The organism is Pedobacter sp. AC163 (assembly GCF_979258665.1).
In genome coordinates this window covers 842729-864679 of the sequence record NZ_OZ409872.1, presented here as the reverse complement: position 1 = coordinate 864679, position 21951 = coordinate 842729, and the positions used below count along the sequence as shown (strand labels likewise).

The window sequence follows — 21951 nt, the reverse complement described above, 5'->3', positions numbered from 1 at the left end:
CGAGAGGGCCGAACCGGCACTCTCGTTTTATGCTTACTCAAATTATTCGTCTGCCCACTTCATGCGGTCGGCCGGGGAAAATTTCCAGGGCGCCTGATTGTTTTCGATGTTTGCCATCACCGAATTCAGTGCAGTTGGTGCCAACGACTCCTCCATTACAATATATCTGCGCATGGACACGATTATAGCCAATGGATCAATATTTACAGGGCAGGCCTCAACACAGGCATTACACGAAGTGCATGCCCATATTTCCTCCCGGGTTACATAATCATCGAGCAGCGATTTGCCATCCTGATGACCTGCGCCGTAAATCCCGAAGTTTTTACCAACCTCAGTAACCCTGTCTCGGGTATCCATCATAATTTTTCTGGGTGATAACTTTCGGCCTGTTATATTTGCCGGACAGGAATCTGTACACCGGCCGCACTCGGTGCAGGAATAGGCGTTTAATAAATTTACCCAGCTCAGCTCGCTCACATCCTTCGCACCGAAACTCGAAGGTTCCATTTCTATGGGCAAATAGGTTGGGATCAGCGCCGAACGGACTTCATTGGTAATAGAATCCATATTATCCATAGCCCCGATTGGTCCAAGTTTTGAATAATAGGTGTTCGGAAAGGCTAGAAAAATATGAAGGTGTTTAGAGTAGGGTAAGTAATTTAAGAAAATTAGGATTCCGGTAATATGGAACCACCAACATGCCCGCTCAAGAGTTATTAACGAGTTTATTCCATCAGGCAGAAGGCTCGTTAAATAACCGCTGACAGGAAAATTTCCCGCAAGTGAATAGTGCGGCACACCGGCGTTCTGAAGCTTAAGATCTGCTGCATCCATGATCAAAAAGGCACTCATAAGCAAAATTTCTGAGATCAGTATCGCATTGGCATCCCTTCGAGGCCAACCTTTCAATTCTTGCCCCGAAAAACGCGAAATCTTTAAAAAATTACGTCTGATCAGAAAAACAAGACAGGCGATCCACACCAGCAAAGCAAAGAGTTCGAATGTGGCAATGAGAAAATTGTATACCAGTCCCAATCCCCCAAAAATTCGGTGCTTGCCGAGTACGCCGTCTAAAATAATTTCCAGAACTTCTATATTAACTACGATAAACCCCACATAAACCACCAGATGCAGCGCTGCAGGTACAAGGCGTACGTTCATTTTCGACTGGCCGAACGCGACACGAAGCATCGTGTATAATCTTTTTCGGGGCTGATCAGATCGGTTGACTTTTCTTCCAATTTTAATATTAGATATTATTTTTAGAATGTTAAATGAAAATAAGGTGATCGCCAAAATGGCCATAGCGGAAAAAATTAATTGTGAAATCATATCGTTGATCCTGATTGTGTTTGATGTAAGGTTTATACGGCCCTCCAGATAACGTCTGTAAACCATTTTTGGCGATCAAAAAAGCTTTTCAGGTTCTCAAAAGATGATATTTCTGCAATTTGTTCAATCTCAGCTAAACTGTATTTCTGTGAAATTTCCATGTGGATACACTCTCCTTCTTTGAAAGTTATCCTGCTGCCCTGAAGCTTCAGAACCTGCCGTTTTTGGCTTACCAGATAACTTTTACATGTGCCTGTCTGCGGATCATATGTTGGAAAATGGTCAAATGCACGAATATCAAAATTCCCGCCCAATTCATGGTTAATTCTCGTAAGCAGATTTAAATTGAAATCTCTAGTAATTCCGGCTTTATCATTATAAGCGGAGAGGACTGTGACAGGATTTTTTTTTATATCAATCCCGGCAATAAGCATATCCCCGGCGGACATTATCCCGCGGAGCCTCCTGCAGAAATCCATAGCGTCGTACACGGGCATATTACCAAGATTTGATCCCAGGAAGAGTATAACTTTTCTTTTCGAAGATTTGGCATAGATTTTTTCCAGCTGAGTGAAGTAATCGCCCTGTAAACCTTGAAACTGTAAATCTGAAAGCATTTCAGGTAGGCGAACGTTCAGATCAGAAATCACCTGCTCAGAAATGTCGATCGGATTATATATAAATTCTGCACGCATTTCTAGCAATTGGGATAACAGATGTATTGTTTTAGAGCAGTCCCCGGAACCGAGTTCTACGACTTCAAATTCGTCACCGCCATCGATGACAGCGCTTGCTATTTCAGCACCGTATCTGCTAAAAATTTCAAGTTCACATTTGTAGGGATAATATTCCTCACAGTGCATAATCTGCTGAAATAATTTGTCTCCGTTAGCATCATAAAAATATTTCGAATCCAGATATTTTTCTTTCGCCCGCAGGCCTGTAAGCACATCGCCCAGGAATAGATTAGTTTCTGGAGTTAATATACTCTTGGTTTTCTTTTTGATATGCTTTCCCTCCAACGGGATGTCGTATAATGTCATTTGTGCTGAATAGATTTAATTATGTAACTGCAATTCCGGAAGGCTAAAAAAGAATGTCGAACCGCCAGTTCTTGCTCTTTGAACCCATACGTTTCCATTATGGTTTTCAATGATCTCTTTGATCAGAAAAAGTCCAAGTCCCCGGCTGCTGCGTTCTGATTTCCGTTGATAATCAACCTTGAAATAACGTTCAAATATTTTCTTGTGAAAACATTCAGGGATTCCGATCCCTTCATCAGAAACAGCAACTTCAACATGAGAAAAACCCTTTTTCAGATGTATTGCAATTCTGGATCCCGTTGGTGAAAATTTAACGGCATTGCTCAGATAGTTGTTTATGACCTGTGAGATCTCCAATCGATTTGCCCTGACTAGGCACTTATAATCTGCCTGTACGAAAAACCCATATCCGGGATGTAGCCGAGTAAAATTACAGGCCGCTTCCTCGATAAGAATCCCCAGATCAAATTCAGTCCTCAGCTCTTCATGCCCTTTTTTTTCTGAGAGATATCTGTCCATCAACGCCGTTATTGCATCAATACTCTTGATAATCCCCAAAGTAAGCATCTCAGGGGATATGTGATTTGGTGATAATGAAATTTTCTCCAGCAGCTGGGCATTTAATTTAATGACCGAAAGAGGATTCCTGATCTCATGATCAAGGATAGCCAATGCCCCGTTCGGATCAACAGCGGAAGTGCTCAAATCTTCTGCAGTGCCTAAAAACATACTTCTGTCCTGCCTGTTTTCCGGAAAGTAATGTCCTTCAAGTCTAATCTTTTTAAGTTCATTACGCTGTGTTCTGATCCAAATATCAATTGGTTTGGATACCTCACCGACGGTCATCCCCTTTATCCACTTAAATAAGCGGGCAAGATTGTTCATGTCCAAAAAGTTAAAGGCTTCCCTTAAGCCCAATTCTTTAATCGGTGAAATACCAAGGATTTTTTTCAGCGCAGGTGAGATAAATATTTTCCGCGTGTTCACGCGCATTTTCCAGTAGCCATAAATGCATGCAATTTCCGGAGCTACAGGCCCTGAAGCATATTTATTTTCCTCAATCCACACCGGTAAGTTCTTTAAATGGTTCATAGTTTTTTTGTTTGGTATTTTGTATGTGCTTATCAAGCCAGTTAGTCAAAAGGACGTTCGGATCTGGCGGGACAGCAATAATCCTTTTTCACCTTCCGTGGTCTCTACTGTATGCAGATAGATAAAATCATTTTCAGGTTTGTGTGGGCACTGGTCGATTAATTTTACATAAGCCTGTCCCCGTGCAATCTCATAGCTACTCTGAAGCGATACTAAATTATGCTCACCCTCTTCAAAAAAATCGTTAATAAATCCCTTACTGTGGAATTCCATCACCCTGCGGGCAATTTTTGCATTGAATTTTGTTGCGGTCTTAATCAGCTCTTTCATTCCTTTGGTATTTAAAGTATTATCAGTTGAATAATTAGTACAGTGACTTTTATTAATTTGGAATCTGCGGCAAGTAATCTGATCATCATCAAATTGGACTTTTCGAATCTATATCCTAAGTATTCATTGGCTTATATTCGTTTAATCATTTCCAGTCCGTTTACAGCCGAAGGTGCATCTCTTTCAAATATTTTTTTCTCAAACCCCTTTGACTCAAAAAAAAATCTTCTTTCTTCACCGATAAGTTGAATGGTCATGCGGTTTAATCCACGTTTTTTGCTCAGATTTTCCATGTAATCGATCAGTGCTTCGGCATCTTTTTCATTGTGATTCTGGTGGAAGATTTTTTGAATTTTGAGATAAGAAGGATATCTGCCCAGAATAGAAAATGCCGCAAATGCCTCTGCAACATTTGATCTGAACAACAATATATAATGCTGGTAATTATTCATAATCTCCAGCTCTATTTTTTTTATTGAATGGGTCAGATAAAAAAAATCGAGTTGCTTGCGCCGCTCAGCGTCATCCTCAAATTCAGACTCCAAAGTTTTTTCAATGATGCTCCAGATTTCCTCTATATCATTAAGCGTCGCTGTTTTGATTCTGTACATTTCTTATACCTTTCCCACACCTAAAGCAAAATCATGCCTATTGTCTAAATATTTCTTTATCAGGTTGTTATGTTTTTTATTTTAATTTCTGTCTTGACGAAATAGAGTATAATGTATACCACACCGCGATATTAAGAGAGTGTACCCGTTAACGTTTACAAAAAAAAGCACTCGGAATTTCCTTTGTATTTGATTTGCCCTAATCAGAACTTTGAATTTCTGAATTTGATATCCATACTACTATCCATCTGTCCTGACGGTTCGCAAGGCACCGTTTTGATTCCGGTACTAACGTGGGCTTTTACCATTATGGCGAAATTAGCACCAGTATTACGCCTTATTTCGTGACTACAAACGCGTGGTGGCGAAATAAAGCTGTTGGCAGAATTAGGTAAAATATACAAAGTTATGATAGTCAATTAATTATGCTTGTGGCACATGGGTTGCCTATTGGTTTGCAGTAAGCGAGTCAGATTATTTAATATAAAAAATAATGTATACTGATGAGCATAAGGTTACTCAAAATTTTAATTTAATCTCGAACGACATGAGCAATTTATCATCAATGGCGGGCAATGAGCCCGAGGAAATCGAAGAAGCATTAACGCCCCTGCATATGGGACAGCACCAGCACGATCAGAGTGGTGGCGGTGAATTTATCGGCGACGGCATCCGTATGCATGAACAGCCTCTGGAAACCGGGGAAACACAGGACTGAAAGTCAAGAAGCTACTTATGAACCATAGCCACTAAACTTTGAAAGACACTTTCCGTAAAAAATTTATGAACGAATTCCTTTTAATTTTCCGCAGGGACTATCTGACAAATGGGTATCTGCCAACTTTTGAACAGCTCGACCAGCATCTTGCCCGTTGGCAGGAATGGTTTAGTCAGCTCGCAACACAGGACAGACTTGCACGTCAGCTCCAGCGCTGGGACGGAAACGGAAAAGTAATCACTAAAGATAAAACTGTCAAGGATGGACCATACATGGAATTGAAAGAATCAATCGGAGGTTTGGTTATCATTAGGGCAAATGACTATCAGGAAGCCATTGACATTGCAATGGGCTGTCCGATTCTTGAGCTCGGTGGAAACGTTGAGATCAGAATGGGTGGCGTGAACCGGGAATGATGACCCGGAGTTCCGCTACAAAGTAAGTTTCTCTTTAGATTTGAGAGTTTACCCGACTCCAAAGCTATCAAAGATGTGCAGACATAATTTCGTGTCGAAGGCCATGCATTGCAATTTTTTAGACCTATGAGTACGCCTGCGTGACAAGAAAAAGTGAACAAAACATAATATCAACCTTTAAAAACAAAAATCATGAGTGAATTTGTATTAATATTCCGCAGGGACTATCAGACCAAAGAAATTCAGCCAAATAAGGAACAGATGCAGGATCACCTAAAGCACTGGCAGCAGTGGTTTGGGTCACTGGCCGAGAACGACAGGCTGACCAGACCCGTTCAGCGTATCGATCAGCAAGGCCGAATATCTGGTCAGTACAACAGTGTTCAAACCGGTCCTTACACTGAGGCAAAAGAGTCAATAGGCGGACTTGTATTTATCCGGGCAGCTGATTATGATCAGGCGATCGAAATTGCTAAAACATGCCCGGTTCTGGAACTTGATGGTAGCGTTGAGATCCGAATGGGGCTGTAAACTCCAAACCCTAACTTAAAAATTAAATAATTCAAAACTAAAATAAGTAACATGAGTGAGTTTGTATTAATATTCAGAAGAGATTACAAAACCAAAGAGATTCAGCCATCGCCAGAACAAATGCAGGAACACCTTAAGCACTGGGCAGAGTGGTTTGGTAACCTTGCTTCGAATGATCTTTTGGCAAGGCCTGTTCAACGTTTGGACGCAGAAGGCAGAATTGTTTCTAAAGATTCGGTTAACAACGGTCCTTATGTTGAAGTAAAGGAATCTGTAGGCGGCCTGGTTATCATCAAAGCAAATGACTATGATGAAGCTGTGGAAATCGCTGAAAGCTGCCCGGTTCTTGAACTCGGGGGAAGTGTTGAAATCAGAATGGGCGTTTAATCAAGACTAATAGTTTAAATGCCTTTGCATATACAATGCAAAGGCATTTTAATTTAATCAAATTTACCTGAAGTTATAATAACCATGTACGTAGGCAAAGCATACAAATTATCCGAGTTTTTATTCTGGACAAGAAAAAGCATATATAAACTCATTTTTCTTGGCGCAATTCCAGTTGTGCTCTATGAAGCATTCGATTTACAGTGGCTGGCAATTCCCTGGACAGTTGTTGCGCTCCTTGGGACTGCAACAGCCTTCATTGTGGGTTTTAAGAATACGCAAACCTACAATAGAACTGCTGAAGCAGGACACATCTGGACTTCAATCATAAACAGTAGCAGATCGTGGGGCCTTATTGCCAGGGATTTTATCAATGAGCCTGAAAAAACAAAAAAACTTCTTTACCGTCACTTGGCCTGGCTTACTATTCTTCGCTTTCAGCTAAGGGAAAAAAGAGTTTGGGAGTCCACAGATCAGTCTCATAATGCAGAATACCAGAAATATTATACCATACCGGAACATGAATGTGAACTGGAAGTTGAATTACAAAAGTATCTTTCATCAGCAGATCTGGAATACATCCTCTCCAAAAAAAATCGCGGTGCGCAGTTAATGAGCCTTCAGAGCAGGTTGATAAAAGAATTGTATGAACAAGAAAAAATTCTGTTGCTTCAATTCACAGAAATCCATAAAGGGATACGTGAATTTTTAGCGCTCCAGGGCAGGTGTGAGGGTATAAAAGATTCTCCTTATCCAAGGCAGTATGCGATCATAAACACGTTTTTGGTTAAAGTTTTTTGTTTTATCCTGCCCTTTGGTATGCTCCGGGAACTTGACAAGGCAAACGAACTTGTAATGGGATTCATGCATGGACATATGGTATGGCTCACTGTGCCGTTCAGTGTGCTTATTTCCTGGATGTATACCTCTCTTGGTCAGGTTGGGGAAAGTACCGAAAATCCCTTCGAAGGAAGTGCAAACGATGTTCCCATCTCTTTTTTTTGCGAGATGATTGAAATAGACATCAGGGAGATGCTCAATGAAACTCAGGTTCCAGTTCTCACCCAGCCTAGACATGACATCCTCTTATAGCCGAGCTTGAGCGTTTAGCAAAATACCCAAGTTGAATTTATCTTGCTTATCTTAGCAGGGGAGATGCTGATCTGTGGATATGAGCTGGTGCAAATTATTTGTTAAGTCAAACGTAAAAAATAAATATAATCATAAAGGATAATGAAGACCAGGTCAGTTGTAATTGTCGCAATGCCCAATGCTATGGCACTTGACATCATTTGCCCCTCGGATGTATTTCATAATGCCAATCGGATGAATAACGAGATTGCCAACATGGATTCGGTGATTTATGACCTTTGTATCGCATCCCCAAGCCGTGAACTGGATGTCCGGACAAGTAGTGGTCTTGTCATCCGTTGCGAAAAAAGCATCTTTGATATTCATTATCCCATAGATACACTTATTATCGGAGGCTTTTCCATGGATTACAATTGGAAAAGCCAACCCGAACTTGTAAATTGGATAAAGAAGAACCATAACGATATCAGAAGAGTATGCGCAGTTTGTCTGGGCGCCTTTATGCTTGCTGAAGCTGGCCTGCTGCAAAACCGCCGAGCAACCACGCACTGGCTGAATGCACAAACGCTTCGCTTATCCTATTTAGGAATTCAGGTCAATTCTGATCTGATATTTATTAAAGATCAAAATATATATACCTCGGGAGGCGCAACAGCGGGAATAGACCTTGCCCTCGCTCTTGTTGAAGAAGATAACGGACGTGAGGTGGCATTAAAGGTGGCGAAAGTATTGGTACTTTACCTTAAAAGGCCGGGAAACCAGTCTCAGTTCAGTGATATTCTGCTTCATCAAGAGGCCTCAAAAAAGCCTATTTTTGAACTCCAGCAGTGGATCAAGTCTAACCTGCGTGAGGACCTCACCGTAAAAATGCTTTCAGAAAAAGTATTCATGAGTCATCGGAATTTTGCCCGTGTGTTTTTAAATGAAACCGGATTAACACCAGCTAAATACGTAGAAAAACTCCGTACCGAATGTGCTAAAAGACTCCTAGAGGATTCCAACGACCCAATCGAGCGCATTGCCGCCATTAGCGGGTTCAAAAGCGTTGACACCATGCGGAAGATTTTCGTTCGCAATTTTAGCCTTACACCATTCGACTATCGGAATCTATTCGGAAGGATATAAATTGCTCAAAACCCCAATCATTCTGAATCCAGAATTTTAGGACAGTATAATGGCAGTAATTGCCTGTTTTTTGACTGCTTTAACATTGACTTATATCTTACTTTTGAATATCCCAAACGCCCATCCGGAAAGAATTTCTGATGAATTGTTAGGGAAGGGCAGAACTTCTGACGGCCGGATAAATAATATTTTCAGGAATTCATTGGAATAAGCTTCAGCTCCGTATCAATAGCATTCAACCGAATGTCGGGAAGGGTTAAGTTAGTTCGATGCCCGTGCAAATGTTATAAGTTTCAAATGTAAAACATAATAATGATGATAGATCTTGACAATAAACTCCTGATTCTACAGTCTGAAGTAAAACCCCAAATCATTACTACCCTTGAACTTTTTTGCAAAAAGTTCTCTGCCGATTTTATACTCCTGATTGTGGGAGAATCAACATACGATGCCCATTTTAAGGGCAGTCCTGCACTGCATTACGGTTTTGCAACGGCTGATGATCTAAGTTCTATGACCAGCTTTGCCAGAGATAGTGTGCCTGGAACAGAACCTGTTTTAGCCGATAAAACTAAGATTTCCGGTTCCGTCTATGAGCGGTACCTTTTTATTCCTGTTGAGCTACCCGACGGACCAAGATCTACTGTCGTATTGGGTTATGTTAATGAGATTGACCATATACCTGAAAACAGCAACGGCCTGGCTTTCGAACTTTTATATGTTTACAACGACCTCATTTTAAGGCAATCGATTTATAAAGAAAGTGAACGTAATGAGTTTTTACTTGCTTTTGGCAAAGCCCTTGGCGAGATCAGAGACTGCAAACAGTTGTTTTATCTGCTCAATTCCTCATTAAAATCTTACATCGGATTTTTTGATTGTACCGTATTCATTCTCGAAAGAGCCGGGGAACTGATGTATAACCTCTGCCCGGATTCTGAATCTTCATTAGCCCAGTTCCCTTTTAGTGAACGGGTCAATGTAACTTCTATACCCCTTAATGGCGTCATAGAAAGCAGCTCGGCTGAGGCCGGTAACAAAAAATCTTTTGATTTTAAGGTATTAACTGAAGGCAATGAAGTAGGGCCATTTTTAAAATCCGGATCATCACTTAACGGGCGTAAAGGCAGAATATATAATCTGTATAGTGGCCGCGAAATTATTGGAAATTGCGTTTTTCTTTTTGAGGAAAGTCATCATGAGGATGATAACTTCATTTGTATCATGCCTCTTATTGTCAACCAGATCGCAAGCGTAGTCATGAATATCAAGTCTATCGCAGAAATTGAGTTAAAAGACCGCGAAAGGGATATTCTCCAAGCGATAAATACTGGGATTGCATTCAACAAGGATAAGCTCACACTGTTAAAGAGCATCAACCCAAATTTAAGGATGCTAATTGATTATTCCCATCACTTTGTGAAGACCATTAATGACGACCAGTTAAGTGTAAGCGGACTTTTGGGGGATTTGGATTCAAGGTCAAGATTTCATCCGGATTACGCTTTTATGGTGTCAACCAAATTTCCGATAAGTGACCAAGTCTATAAGGTTCTGCTTTCTAATGATCCAATCATATTTGACCTGGATGAAGAGTTGGCGACAGGAAATGCGCTTCCCCTTTATATGAGCATAAACTATGAATGTGGTATTAAAAAAATGGCCATGCTCAGCCTGCGTGTCGGCTCAAAGATTAGTGGGATATGGGTCATCTGTTTGCTCGAGGGACAAGAGCTCAGTTCATACCAGATCAAGCTGCTCAAGGGAATTTCCCATCAACTTTCCATTGCAGCAGAGAATATAAAAGTTGCCGACACGGTATCTAAAAAAAACCAGGAGCGCGATTTTTTATCGAACATCAGTTATACAATTACTTCGATTCGTCAGCGAAAAGATCTGGACAAACTTTTTAACAGAACCCTCAAAGAGCGTTTCCTATTTCAAGAGGCGGTAGTTATGATCGGAAATAAAGATCAGAGCTACAATACTTTCCTCTATACGCCGGAAATGTATGGAGCAGATCCCGGACATAATGTCGATTACATCAGTGAGCACTTCCGTGCCAACAATGATATATTCTCCAGACTTATGAATTCAGGAGGTGTTCAGGTGTTCGATATGGATAAACTGATAAGCGAGCCGCATGCGCCAAACTACATCCATGCTGAACATGCCGCCGGCGTAAGAACGAAAATTGGCGTTAAACTCGTTCGCGATATGGCGGATATCGGTGCCGTGTTTTTTAACTTCAACCGTGCTTTAAAGCCTGACGGAATTGATCTCGAATTGTACAGTAGCATTTCATACCATCTCTCAACTGCAATATCAAACGTACTGCTCAATGAAGAGGCCATCAAGCGGGAAACAGAAAGAGAACTTTTATTTTCATTGAGTACTGATATAGCGTCTATTCGAAATGGTAACCAGCTCATCCGTTTGGTTACCGAAAAGCTTAAGAAATTTCTCGGCTTTAGTTATCTGGCCATTGGCACGATAAACGAAGGCGGAGATTTTTTCGATATCATTCAATTCGATCCCGAAACCATTTGCCGCAACCACCCGGAATATAAAGATTTGATCTCGATGGTCTTTCCTGTGAATGACGGGGTTATCAATAAAATTCTTGCCTCTCCCGTACCCCTTAGCTTCGAGCTGGAAGAGCTTTCCGCAAATAAGGAATTGACTAGTTACCTTAAGATCAGCAAGGAAAGCGGCATTGTCCAGGTAATTGGCGTCAGGTTTTCTAGGGACCATATACCATTTGGTTCTCTGGTTCTTTTTTTCGAGAACAGACTCGAGTTGACTAGCGGTAAGTCCAGTTTAATCAGCGGACTGGGAAACCAGATTTCCATTGCAGTGGCAAATATCAATGCAAACAAGGAGCTTCAACAACGTATTGATGAAGAAAGTAGACTCATGCTTTTTGGAACAGAACTCCGTTCAGTAAAGGATGTGTGCGTACTGACCAAGATCCTTAGGGTGCAGCTCAGGGAAATTTTCAATATAAATAATTTTCTGATCGCTACTTTAAGTGAGGACAGGCAGAGCGTTATGGAAATTGCCCGTGTTTTGGCTGACGGTACCGTTTCTGCTTACAATGAATCACCCGGCAGCAAGGAATTTTCCAACATCTCACAAACAGTGTTTGCCCAGATTCTCAATAGTGAAGAGCCAGTTTTTTTTGATGCACGGGATTTTGATAACCTGGATAGCCAAACAGGCTTCATGACCGCCTCGCCAGGAAACGTTCAACAGGGGATGGTTGGATCCATCATTAAACTTGGACAGCAACCTATCGGCTTCATGCTTTTTGAACACGGCAATATATCCGAATTTTTAAGCTATAGAAAACTGTTCGATAATATAAGTGCACAGATTGCCATTGTATTATCGAATATCATTTCACATCAGCGAATTGAAACCCAGTTAAAAGAAATTGAAATCTATAAACAGCAACTTGAAGAGGAAAAAATCTACCTCACTGAGGAAATTGAGACCATTCATAACTACACCGAAATAATCGGAGAGAGCACGGCGCTAAAGGATACTTTTCGGCTGATCTCTCAGGTGTCCCCATCAGACAGTACTGTACTCATATTGGGCGAAACCGGAACGGGAAAAGAACTTATCGCAAGAGCTATACACAATAACTCTCCCAGAAAGAACAAAATAATGGTAAAGGTTAACTGCGCGGCCCTGCCTGTAAACTTAATAGAAAGTGAACTGTTCGGACATGAGAAAGGAAGTTTTACCGGTGCCACGGAGCGAAGATTAGGCAAATTTGAACTCGCTAATAATGGTACTTTATTTTTGGATGAAATCGGCGAGATGCCGGTAGACTTACAGGTGAAACTACTGCGAGCACTGCAGGAACGGGAAATCGAGCGGGTAGGGGGAAAAGAGACAATTAGGGTTGATGTCAGGGTTATTGCGGCAACCAACCGGAATCTGGACATCGAAATTGCTGAAGGTCGTTTTCGCAATGATCTTTTCTACAGGCTCAATATATTCCCGATCTCATTACCACCTCTTCGTGAGCGAAAACAGGATATAGAACAGCTGGCCATGCATTTTATTAAGCAATTCAATAAAAATTGCGGTAAAAACATCAATTCCATCAGTAGTAAGGCAATGCAGGAACTTATGGATTATGACTGGCCCGGAAATATCCGCGAACTTGAGCACCTCATCGAGCGCAGCGTGCTGCTCGCCAATGGGAATGTGCTCAAAAGGCTATTGCTTCCTCCGCCAGAGGAACAGCTTGCTTTTAAAGCGCAACTGGAAGAATTCTCGCTCAAAACCATTGATGAAAATGAAAAGGACTACATTTTAAAAGTTCTTAAATATTGCCACGGCCGAATTGCAGGTCCGGGGGGTGCTGCCCAAATTCTGGGGGTTCCCCCTACAACCCTGAATTCCAAAATCAAACGCCTTGGCATAAAAAGAGAACATACCATGTAAGATATTGTAGCCAAGTTCAACCTCTGGTATTTACTAGACTAAATACGAAAAAATTTGACATGAAAAATTTTAAGCCGATGCTGGCAACACTGGCAGATCAGCCATTTAATGATCCTGACTGGGAATTTGAAGTCAAATGGGACGGATACCGCGCATTGACTACCCTTCAGGCCGGAGATGTCATCATCGCTTCCCGAAACGACAAATCCTATAATGAAAAGTTTTTTCCGATTTACAGAAACCTGCAACAGCTAAAATTTGATGCCGTTCTGGATGGCGAAATCGTGGTGATCGATAAAAATGGTCGCTCTGATTTTAGTTCCCTGCAAAACTGGAGATCTGCTAAGGATGGTCAACTCATCTACTATGTTTTTGACCTGCTTTCTTTTCAGGGTGAGAGTTTGTTGGAATTCCCATTGAGTTATCGAAGAGCGAAACTTACCCAAATCATTGGTGAAGAGAATTTGGAAATTAAAATTAGCAGGCCGCTCGATAGTTCTGGAACCGATTCATTCGCTTTCGCAAAAGAAAATGGTTTGGAAGGTATTCTTGCCAAGCGCAAGATAAGCCCTTACTATCCCGGTAAACGTTCTCACGATTGGCTCAAGATAAAAGTTAAAAAAAGGCAGGAAGTTGTAATTGCCGGTTACACCAATAATATTGACAGTCCAAGACTATTCAGTGCGCTTGTTCTGGGCGTATATGATCGCCAGAGATTTGTTTATGTTGGAAAGGTGGGAACGGGGTTCTCAGAAAAAAACGAAAAGGAACTTATCCAACAACTTACTCAGCTGCGAACCACTGTAAATCCATTTTTAGCAGCAGAAATGTCTTCATGGCCTGCAGAACTTAAAAAAGTTGCCATGGATACAGAAACCGTTTGGCTTGTGCCTTTGCTTGTCTGTGAAGTGGAGTTTTCAGAGATCACTAAAGAGGGTTTCTTTCGTCATCCGTCTTTCAAGGGTATGAGAACAGACAAGGCGGCAAAGGGCGTCGGAAGAGAAACAGAAATGCCAACCATTGAACTGATTCGTTCAGCCGGCATAGAAAAACAGCTATAAATATGGAATGCTTGCTAGTTGGGGATCAGGATACCCAGGTTATCGAAATTGCGGGTCAGGTTTTGGAACTGACCCATTTAAATAAATTATACTGGCCTCAGGATGGATTGACGAAAAGGGATATGCTTAATTATTATCATGAGGTTTCCCGATTTATTCTTCCTTACCTAAAAAACAGGCCACAATCAATGAACCGCTTTCCGAATGGAATTAACGGTGCAAGCTTTTATCAAAAAGATGTCACAGGCAAAGCGCCTGATTGGGCCAAAACATGTGCTTATACGACAGCGGAGGGAAAGCAACGGGAATATATAGTTGGCAACGGTGAAGAAACACTTATCTATATGGCCTCACTAGGTTGTATCGAACTTAATCCATGGCTGAGCACCATTGCCTCACCGGATTACCCTGAGTTTTGCCTGATCGATCTGGATCCGGATGAAGGAAATACCTTTGCTCAGGTTGTAGAGGTCGCGCTATGCGTAAAAAGTGTTCTTGATGTCCTGCAAATACCTGGATTTCTCAAGACTTCCGGTTCAACGGGCATACATATTTATATCCCGCTTGGCGGGAAATATACTTTTGTTCAAAGCAAGACACTGATAAAGATGATATTGGACCAAGTTCACCTGATCCTGCCAGGATTGACATCGATGGAGCGAGCGCTGAGCTCCAGAAAAGGAAAGCTGTATCTGGACTTTCTTCAAAATCATGCCTCAGCGACTGTTGCCTGCCCCTATTCACTTAGGCCAAAACCAGGAGCTCCGGTGTCTGCTCCGCTGAAATGGGAAGAGCTTCATAAGGGGATATCCATGTATGATTATAACATAAAAACTATACCAGCCAGACTGCAGGAATTTGGTGATCTGTTTTCTGGTGTTTTTGGCTCCGGTATCGATCTGGATAGCGTAATAGAACGAGGGAAACGCAAATTTGCAAACTAAGGGCGTTTCCCTAAAAATACAGGATATTAAATATAAGATTCTTCTCTTCTGTATCCTTTCAAATAATCAAGGCTCCATCTATAATTCGGCATGGCAGAAAGCAGCAGAGATGCTGCGCAAGCAGTAAAAACGGAATAGCTAAATGGAGCACGGTAACCGGCAAAGAACAACATGCTGAGTGCAAAAAGCAGTAAAAGTATAAAACTGCCTTTTGCTGCATTTTGGGTTTGGAAACCCAGTATTAAGGCTATTGCAAACACAAATTCTCCCAGGGTAGCCAAAAATGCAAATATCTGGGTGACAGGCCTGCTCAGATAAGGCATCAGCGTATTGGTGTAGGAGACAAAGTTATCCCAGTTTCCCCATGCATTGCCGGCAGTTCCTGCATGTCCGAGAATTCCTAGCCGGTCCATGGTGGGAAGAAGAAAGCCTATACCAAGAGCTAAGCGCAAGAACAGCTGCGCGCCATCATATTTGTTTTTCATAATTTTTTTCTGCCAAAATAAAAGGAAATTCGTATTTCACAGGGGACCAGAGCTGATTTTAAATATGGACCAGCCATTTTTCAAACCCAACTAACCAAGTCGAGTCGTATCTTTGTAAATTATTTAGATCTCACTATGCATCCCCAAAACTCACTAATACCCCAGCTTTTTCGATCCGAATACAGGAAATTGGTTTCGGTACTGAGTTACCGGTTTGGTATGGAACACATCGAAGCTGCAGAGGATATTGTCAGCGATACTTTTTTATCTGCAACTGAATCATGGGCAATCAAGGGAATTCCTGAAAATCCTACCGCATGGCTTTATACTGTTGCTAAAAATAAGGCCAGAAATTACCTGAACCGTAACAATCTTTTTGATGCAAAACTAACTCCTGTACTACAGTCCGAATCCTCGCACGGCGAGGAAATCGATGTTGACTTCTCCGAAAAAAACATTTCAGACAGCCAGCTCGCTATGATCTTTACCATCTGTAATCCTGTAATATCAGGGCATTTGCAGATATCGCTGGCCCTGAATTTACTATGCGGCTTTGGAATACAGGAGATAGCGGATGCATTTTTGACCAATAAAGAAACGGTCTATAAACGCCTTCAAAGGGCGAAGGAAAAATTGAAAATCGCGAATATCCGGATCCAGCAGCCTAAGCGAGCGGAAATTACCGGCAGGCTGGAAACTGTGCTGACCACTATTTACCTGCTATTTTCCGAAGGATATTACTCCACCTCTCAGCACAATGTGCTCAGAAAGGAATTTTGCGAGGAAGCCATACGACTGAATTATTTGCTGACAGAAAATCCGCTGACAGATCTACCCAATTCGAGCGCACTGTTATCGCTGATGTGTTTTCATGCATCAAGATTCGATGCCCGGACAGGTTCCAATGGAGAAATGATTTTATATCAGGATCAGGACGAGAGGCTTTGGAACCTCGAAATGATCGAAAAGGGAATTTTTTTCCTGAACCGTGCATCTGAGGGCGATAAGGTTAGTCATTTCCATCTCGAGGCCGCTATTGCATACTGGCATACTAAAAAAGCTGATACAAAGGAAAAATGGGAACAAATCCTTCAGCTCTACAATAGCTTGTTGATTTTAACGTTTTCCCCACTCGCAGCACTGAACCGGACATATGCACTATCAAAGACCGAAGGTAAAACCGTTGCAATCGCTGAGGCCGAAAAATTAAATCTCAGCGATAATCAATTTTACTACGTATTGCTGGGCAATCTTTATTCCGAAATTGATAACAAAAAGGCGTTGAGCAATTTTTCCGCCGCCCTTTCACTGGCAACCAGTGAGGCAGACCGAAAAACCATCGAACGGTATATTGCTGAACTTAATATCTGAAGCTGGCTTTCAAAAAAACAGATTATTTTTTAAGCGATAATAATCCTTCCATCAATTCTCTGTTAAATTCACCTATTGTGGTATTGCTTAACATGTTGGTTATCCTCATTCTGATATCCTTAAATTCATTATGTAACGGACAAGGATTTATCTCAGAGCACTGCTTTAAGCCAAGGCCACAACCAACAAACAGGTTGTCTCCGTCTACAGCCCTGACAATTTCGATTAGAGGCTGATTGAGCATTTCCTGAGAAAGGAAAAAACCTCCGTTAGGTCCCTTTGCTGAACTGATGAGCCCTTTTCTGCTTAGGTCCTGCAAGATCTTTCCAAGATAAAGTTCCGGGGAATCTATTCCGGTTGCAACATCCTTTATACCAGTGCGATGCCCGTCAGCGCTGCGATGGGCCAGATAAAATACAGCGCGGATCGCATATTCACATGTCTTGGAAAAAATTGCCATAATCTAAATGTCAAATATACGGAATAATAAAGGATGTTTATGTCTTTTATGTTGACCTATCTATAATTTTGTTTTAAGTTATAGAAATCCTTCTCTGACATCATTTTTTTAAATGGAAGACATTAAACATTCATCAGATATCGTTAAGCTCGTAGATACTTTTTATCTTAGCGTACAACTCGATGACCACATTGGTCCGATTTTTAACAGGGTAGTGGAGGGCAGATGGGATGTACATCTGGAGAAAATGTACGGTTTTTGGGGAACCGTGCTGCTTGGAACCAGTAGTTATTTTGGAAGACCTTTTCCGCCACACCTCAAGTTAGGTATTGAGCAAAGTCATTTTGATCGCTGGATCAAGCTTTGGCGTCAAGCTGTTGATGGCCTGTTTGCCGGTGAGAAAGCAGATGAAGCCATATGGAGGGGTGAGAAAATGGCAGTGATGTTTTTGTCGAAAATAGATTACTACAAGTCCGGAAATTCGCGACCTGTCATTTAGCCTTTTTATTCAATTTAAGCTACGCCCGATGATTCAGGCGCAGCTTGAAATATAATCTTAAGAAAGGTATTTAGCTACCCACTTTTGTTTAAGGTCGAGCGCCGCATCGTTAAATGCCTGATCGGCTCCCTGTGCAATGGGATCAACAGTAGTCCGTAGCGGACGAGTACCTTTTTCCATTTGAATCAGTTTCAATGCGGCTTCAGCAATTGCAGAAGGCTCGGGTTGATATTTCTGTAATGCGCCTCCAAGTTTTGCGCCAAATCCGGTCATCAAAATCGCGGTATCTTCACCGTATTGATCCAAAACTTCTTCCCTGTCTGCATGGGTTCCCTGCTTGGTGTACATTTCGGTCATAAATGCTCCTGGTTCTATAAGAATAGTTTCTATTCCCTGGCCAATCAGCTCATCATAACTCCCTTCTGTAAGTCCTTCCAGTGCAAATTTGGAACTGTTATAGGGCACCTGAAAAGGTGGAGAAAAACGTCCGGCACTGCTCGAAATATTGATGATCAAACCATCCTGCTCACTTCGCATTCCCGGCAAAACCTCCCTGTACATACGGAAGACGCCATAAAGATTGATGTTCATAATCTTGTGGAACTGTTCCAGGGAATACCCTTCAAGCAAGCCTGTGCCTTGTATGGCCGCATTGTTCACGACCACATCAATTTTTTTATACCTATCCAGAATGGCCGCAATTCCACTCTTTACCGATTCATCATCGGCAACATCAAGTTCAAATACCTCAACGTTGTCTATTGCAGATAGCTCAGATGCAACGTTTTTATTTTTGTCCTGAGTGCCCCTCATCGTTGCAGCTACCTGATATCCTGCAGCTGAAAACTTTTTTACCATCAGGGTGCCAAAGCCACTGCTTGTCCCTGTCACTACGATTACCTTATCCATATTTTCTATTTTTTATTTATCTTGCGCAAAGAAACTATCTATCATTTATTAATTCTTAATCCAACACTGAATTTCCGGTTTCCAAAAGGTGACTAAGTGATAGAAACCGGTTTCCAAAAGGTAACCAAGACATCATGAGAACAATTCACCACGATCCTAAAGACTGCCACATTATTCGTACTGTCGAGGCCATTGGTAATAAATGGAAGCCTGTCATTTTGGTCCAGTTATTCGATGGCCCTGTTCGTTTCGGTAAACTAAGATTGTTCATTCCGAGTATTTCCCAAAAAATCCTGACCCAACAGCTCCGCGAGCTGGAAGGCGATGGCTTGATTATACGTTCCAGCTACCGCGAAAAAGTACCGAGGGTGGAGTATGAAATCAGTGAAAAAGGCAGGACATTAGAGCCTGTGCTACAGGCTATGTTCGACTGGGGGAAAAACAATGTAAAACCTGACACTTTATCCTAGCATTACAACTGGCCAAAAATTTTTCCTTATACCCTGCAAGAGCCATCATCGCAGCCAGGGGATTCCGGAAGCTTGCTCATCCCGCACTTTATAGCCTCTTGTTCAAATTCAACCAACAGCGCGGAAAAATCTTCTTCTGAACGTGCGCCGTTTACAGCAAACTTTTCATCGAAAAGCATATACGGAACGGAGCGTATGCCAAGCGCGTGCGCCTCTTGTTCATCTCGTCGCACTTCTTCTTCGAAAAGTTCCCCTGTGAAGAGTTTCTCCGCATCGAGCCCCAGCTCTAAAGCGATGGTCAAAAGGACCTGCTTTTCTCCAACATGTTTTCCTTCCTCGAAATATGCACGGAAAAGGCGCTCCTCCATTCCTTTCGCTTTACCAAATTGACCGGCAAAATGTACCAACCTGTGAGCATTAAAGGTATTGGTCGTAATTACTTTGTCCCAATTAATAATCAGCCCGCTTTGATCAGCCGCATGAGCAGCCTGGTCTAAAATATTTTGTGCCCGCATGGAATTTTGCCTGTATTTTCTGATGACGGCATTGTGCTGGCTTTCCCCGGAATTTACTGCGATATCAGGTTCCAGTTCATAGCTTTTAAGTACAACTTCAACTGAGGATTTATGTTCAAAGGATTCGATGGCACGTGCGAGGCGTGCGGATGCGATATAACAATAGGGACATGCAATATCAGACCAGATTTCTATTTTCATAATTTTTATTTAAAATACTTCAGTAATTGCAGAACACTCATTTCCAGAGGCTGTTGAATGATTATCTCCTACAATGTTCTGCTCCCAGGATGGTTCGTCGAAGCCAAACAAAAGCTTTTCGCCATATTCAAGAATTGGGCGCTTGACCAAAGCCGGTTTTTGGACCATAAGCCTGATCGCATATTTCTCGTTAAGGGCCAGCACCCTTTCTTTTGGGTAGAGATGAGTCCAGGTTGGAATCTGCTTATTTAGAAAAGTGGAAAATCCGGCCTTTCCGGCCCATTCTAATATTTTATCTTCTTCTATCCCTACCTTCCTGATGTCCAGAAATTTGAAAGTAATTCCTTTTGCACTGAGCCATGCTATAGCCTTGAGTGTTTTCATGCAGTTGGTCATTCCATACAATTTCATAATCGCTGGTTTAAGATTGATTTTATACCATTTACCTAAATCAAAATTCGTACTAATACAGCTAAGGGAAGTGGTCCACTGAATACAAGGTTGCTGGACCAGTTACAGGTCTTACAGACCAATTAAATTGCATCACAGTTTCATCTGAAAATTCGGATTACCGACATTTCTGAATGCTGAAGAATAATTTCTCACCCATTAACAAAAACAACATGGAAGCAAAAATTGGCATAAGCCAGGAGCACCTCTCAGAGGTTGCACATTCATTAAGTAAAATTCTGGCAGACGAGTTCGTACTATATACCAAAACCCGAAAAGCACATTGGAATATCGAGGGCCCGGACTTTTTCAATAAGCATAAATTTTTTGAGGCACAGTACAACCAACTTGAACAGATCGTAGACGACGTAGCGGAGCGCATACGAAAACTCGGACACTATGCGCCGGCAACCCTTAAGCAATTCCTGGAACTTACCCATCTGAGTGAAGATGACAGGGGAAAGAATGATAGTGAGGGCTTCATCACCGCCCTGCTGGCAGACCATGAGACGATATTGATTCATTTAAGGGAGAATATCGGCAAGTATGCCGGGGCTTTGAAGGATTTTGGAACCAGTGATTACATCACCGGTCTGATGGAAACACATGAAACTATGGCCTGGATGTTGCGCGCACACTTGAAATAGTTATTATCTTAAAAAGGGATTTGCTACTTGCTAAATCCCCTTTTTTAGTCTTTTGTAGCGAAGGACTTATAATCTTGCAGATTTTTTTTAAGTAGACGCCTTGCCTCGAAAATCCTGGTTTTTATTGTACCTATAGGAGCATTTGAATCTCTTGCGATCTCGTGATATTTATAGCCCTCAACATATCTGATGAATGGATGGTAAAGATATTCTGGCAAAGTGGCTAAAGCTTTACGGATGTCACTCTTGATAAAACGGTTCTCACATCCATTTGCTGTGCTGCTTGACAGTAATTGATCATAGCTCAACTCCTCGGTCTGACTAATCAGCTCCATGCTCATCTTACTTCTACGGAAACTGTTTATAAAGTTGTTCCTCATGATGGTAAAAAGCCAGCCGCGCATATTGGTGCCCTCTTCAAATTTTTCATAATACCTTAAAGCCTTCAGCATGGTATCCTGTACCAAGTCCTTTGCACTGTCCAGATCTTTTGTAAATTTCATTGCAAACTCCTGAAGCGCAGGTATGTGCTGACTTATGCACTCCAATTGATTTGTTTTCATATTTTTATTGTGGTTAAGTTATTGATTCTGATTTTGCCCGGAAGCCGTCCTTATTTAGCCCGTCTTTCCGTTCATTCGTATTAATACAGCTATTATGCCTGTTTTGCAATTGTCTGTTTCACAAATGGTTGAAGTGTATGTGCCATTTTTTTATAAGATGCTATTTCGTCATTTGCGCTCATCACTCTTGGCATTTCAAGAGCTCAATTCTTGAATTTTCTACAAATGCCACAGT

At 41.7% G+C, this 21951-nt stretch carries 24 protein-coding genes; 13 read left to right on the top strand and 11 right to left on the bottom strand.

Annotated features, from left to right (window positions below; translation table 11 throughout):
- Window positions 1-42 precede the first annotated feature (42 nt).
- From ACZZZK_RS03570 to ACZZZK_RS03550, 5 genes are all read right to left on the bottom strand, one after another.
- A complete protein-coding gene (locus tag ACZZZK_RS03570) occupies window positions 43-1335 on the bottom strand; it encodes a 4Fe-4S dicluster domain-containing protein (protein ID WP_463482905.1) in 1293 nt (430 codons plus the stop codon).
- A 32-nt stretch (window positions 1336-1367) separates the two neighbouring features.
- A complete protein-coding gene (locus ACZZZK_RS03565; RefSeq protein ID WP_463482904.1) occupies window positions 1368-2378 on the bottom strand; it encodes an L-histidine N(alpha)-methyltransferase in 1011 nt (336 codons plus the stop codon).
- A gap of 15 nt (window positions 2379-2393) precedes the next feature.
- On the bottom strand, window positions 2394-3470 hold the full coding sequence (locus ACZZZK_RS03560) for a sensor histidine kinase (protein ID WP_463482903.1): 1077 nt from the start codon (window positions 3468-3470) through the stop codon (window positions 2394-2396).
- 45 nt (window positions 3471-3515) lie between these two features.
- On the bottom strand, window positions 3516-3800 hold the full coding sequence (locus ACZZZK_RS03555) for a hypothetical protein (RefSeq protein ID WP_463482902.1): 285 nt from the start codon (window positions 3798-3800) through the stop codon (window positions 3516-3518).
- Between the two features lie 131 nt (window positions 3801-3931).
- Window positions 3932-4411: a hypothetical protein gene (locus ACZZZK_RS03550; protein WP_463482901.1), complete on the bottom strand. Its 480-nt coding sequence runs from the start codon at window positions 4409-4411 to the stop codon at window positions 3932-3934.
- 493 nt (window positions 4412-4904) lie between these two features.
- Here ACZZZK_RS03550 and ACZZZK_RS03545 point away from each other — a divergent pair, with 493 nt between their 5' ends.
- The 9 genes from ACZZZK_RS03545 to ligD (ACZZZK_RS03505) all read left to right on the top strand — a co-directional run bounded on the left by ACZZZK_RS03545 (window position 4905) and on the right by ligD (ACZZZK_RS03505) (window position 15146).
- A complete protein-coding gene (locus ACZZZK_RS03545) occupies window positions 4905-5129 on the top strand; it encodes a hypothetical protein (RefSeq protein ID WP_463482900.1) in 225 nt (74 codons plus the stop codon).
- 65 nt (window positions 5130-5194) lie between these two features.
- On the top strand, window positions 5195-5545 hold the full coding sequence (locus ACZZZK_RS03540) for a YciI family protein (RefSeq protein ID WP_463482899.1): 351 nt from the start codon (window positions 5195-5197) through the stop codon (window positions 5543-5545).
- Window positions 5546-5737: 192 nt separating this feature from the next.
- Complete coding sequence (locus ACZZZK_RS03535) at window positions 5738-6076, top strand: YciI family protein (protein ID WP_463482898.1); 339 nt, start codon at window positions 5738-5740, stop codon at window positions 6074-6076.
- Window positions 6077-6127: 51 nt separating this feature from the next.
- A complete protein-coding gene (locus tag ACZZZK_RS03530; RefSeq protein ID WP_463482897.1) occupies window positions 6128-6463 on the top strand; it encodes a YciI family protein in 336 nt (111 codons plus the stop codon).
- Window positions 6464-6547: 84 nt separating this feature from the next.
- Window positions 6548-7555 (top strand): bestrophin family protein, encoded by a 1008-nt coding sequence (locus ACZZZK_RS03525; RefSeq protein ID WP_463482896.1) that lies wholly within the window; start codon window positions 6548-6550, stop codon window positions 7553-7555.
- A gap of 141 nt (window positions 7556-7696) precedes the next feature.
- Window positions 7697-8680 (top strand): GlxA family transcriptional regulator, encoded by a 984-nt coding sequence (locus tag ACZZZK_RS03520; RefSeq protein ID WP_463482895.1) that lies wholly within the window; start codon window positions 7697-7699, stop codon window positions 8678-8680.
- A 312-nt stretch (window positions 8681-8992) separates the two neighbouring features.
- Window positions 8993-13141 (top strand): sigma-54-dependent Fis family transcriptional regulator, encoded by a 4149-nt coding sequence (locus ACZZZK_RS03515; protein ID WP_463482894.1) that lies wholly within the window; start codon window positions 8993-8995, stop codon window positions 13139-13141.
- Between the two features lie 59 nt (window positions 13142-13200).
- A complete protein-coding gene (gene ligD / locus ACZZZK_RS03510; protein WP_463482893.1) occupies window positions 13201-14202 on the top strand; it encodes a non-homologous end-joining DNA ligase in 1002 nt (333 codons plus the stop codon).
- 2 nt (window positions 14203-14204) lie between these two features.
- Window positions 14205-15146, top strand: a complete 942-nt coding sequence (ligD, locus tag ACZZZK_RS03505; RefSeq protein WP_463482892.1) for a non-homologous end-joining DNA ligase — start codon at window positions 14205-14207, stop codon at window positions 15144-15146.
- A 26-nt stretch (window positions 15147-15172) separates the two neighbouring features.
- On the opposite strand, the gene ACZZZK_RS03500 is transcribed toward ligD (ACZZZK_RS03505), so the two are convergent.
- Window positions 15173-15631: a DoxX family membrane protein gene (locus tag ACZZZK_RS03500; protein ID WP_463482891.1), complete on the bottom strand. Its 459-nt coding sequence runs from the start codon at window positions 15629-15631 to the stop codon at window positions 15173-15175.
- A 135-nt stretch (window positions 15632-15766) separates the two neighbouring features.
- Between ACZZZK_RS03500 and ACZZZK_RS03495 the strand changes: the two genes are divergently transcribed.
- The gene (locus ACZZZK_RS03495) at window positions 15767-17002 is read left to right on the top strand and encodes an RNA polymerase sigma factor (protein ID WP_463482890.1); all 1236 of its coding nucleotides are present in this window, start codon (window positions 15767-15769) and stop codon (window positions 17000-17002) included.
- 22 nt (window positions 17003-17024) lie between these two features.
- On the opposite strand, the gene ACZZZK_RS03490 is transcribed toward ACZZZK_RS03495, so the two are convergent.
- Window positions 17025-17462, bottom strand: coding sequence for an RrF2 family transcriptional regulator (locus ACZZZK_RS03490; protein ID WP_463482889.1), 438 nt, complete (start codon window positions 17460-17462; stop codon window positions 17025-17027).
- A gap of 112 nt (window positions 17463-17574) precedes the next feature.
- Between ACZZZK_RS03490 and ACZZZK_RS03485 the strand changes: the two genes are divergently transcribed.
- Window positions 17575-17961 carry a group III truncated hemoglobin gene (locus tag ACZZZK_RS03485; protein ID WP_463482888.1) on the top strand — a complete coding sequence of 129 codons (387 nt, stop codon included), beginning with the start codon at window positions 17575-17577 and terminating at the stop codon, window positions 17959-17961.
- A 57-nt stretch (window positions 17962-18018) separates the two neighbouring features.
- Here the strand turns inward: ACZZZK_RS03485 and ACZZZK_RS03480 are convergent, their stop codons facing one another.
- Window positions 18019-18870 carry an SDR family oxidoreductase gene (locus tag ACZZZK_RS03480; RefSeq protein WP_463482887.1) on the bottom strand — a complete coding sequence of 284 codons (852 nt, stop codon included), beginning with the start codon at window positions 18868-18870 and terminating at the stop codon, window positions 18019-18021.
- Window positions 18871-19004: 134 nt separating this feature from the next.
- On the opposite strand from ACZZZK_RS03480, the gene ACZZZK_RS03475 reads away from it, so the two are divergent.
- Window positions 19005-19340 carry a winged helix-turn-helix transcriptional regulator gene (locus ACZZZK_RS03475; protein ID WP_463482886.1) on the top strand — a complete coding sequence of 112 codons (336 nt, stop codon included), beginning with the start codon at window positions 19005-19007 and terminating at the stop codon, window positions 19338-19340.
- A 26-nt stretch (window positions 19341-19366) separates the two neighbouring features.
- On the opposite strand, the gene ACZZZK_RS03470 is transcribed toward ACZZZK_RS03475, so the two are convergent.
- Window positions 19367-20056 carry a DsbA family oxidoreductase gene (locus tag ACZZZK_RS03470; RefSeq protein WP_463482885.1) on the bottom strand — a complete coding sequence of 230 codons (690 nt, stop codon included), beginning with the start codon at window positions 20054-20056 and terminating at the stop codon, window positions 19367-19369.
- A 9-nt stretch (window positions 20057-20065) separates the two neighbouring features.
- Window positions 20066-20452, bottom strand: coding sequence for an ArsC/Spx/MgsR family protein (locus tag ACZZZK_RS03465; RefSeq protein ID WP_463486274.1), 387 nt, complete (start codon window positions 20450-20452; stop codon window positions 20066-20068).
- 227 nt (window positions 20453-20679) lie between these two features.
- On the opposite strand from ACZZZK_RS03465, the gene ACZZZK_RS03460 reads away from it, so the two are divergent.
- Window positions 20680-21153 (top strand): Dps family protein, encoded by a 474-nt coding sequence (locus tag ACZZZK_RS03460; RefSeq protein WP_463482884.1) that lies wholly within the window; start codon window positions 20680-20682, stop codon window positions 21151-21153.
- A gap of 44 nt (window positions 21154-21197) precedes the next feature.
- Here the strand turns inward: ACZZZK_RS03460 and ACZZZK_RS03455 are convergent, their stop codons facing one another.
- Window positions 21198-21716, bottom strand: coding sequence for an RNA polymerase sigma factor (locus ACZZZK_RS03455; protein ID WP_463482883.1), 519 nt, complete (start codon window positions 21714-21716; stop codon window positions 21198-21200).
- Window positions 21717-21951 lie beyond the last annotated feature (235 nt).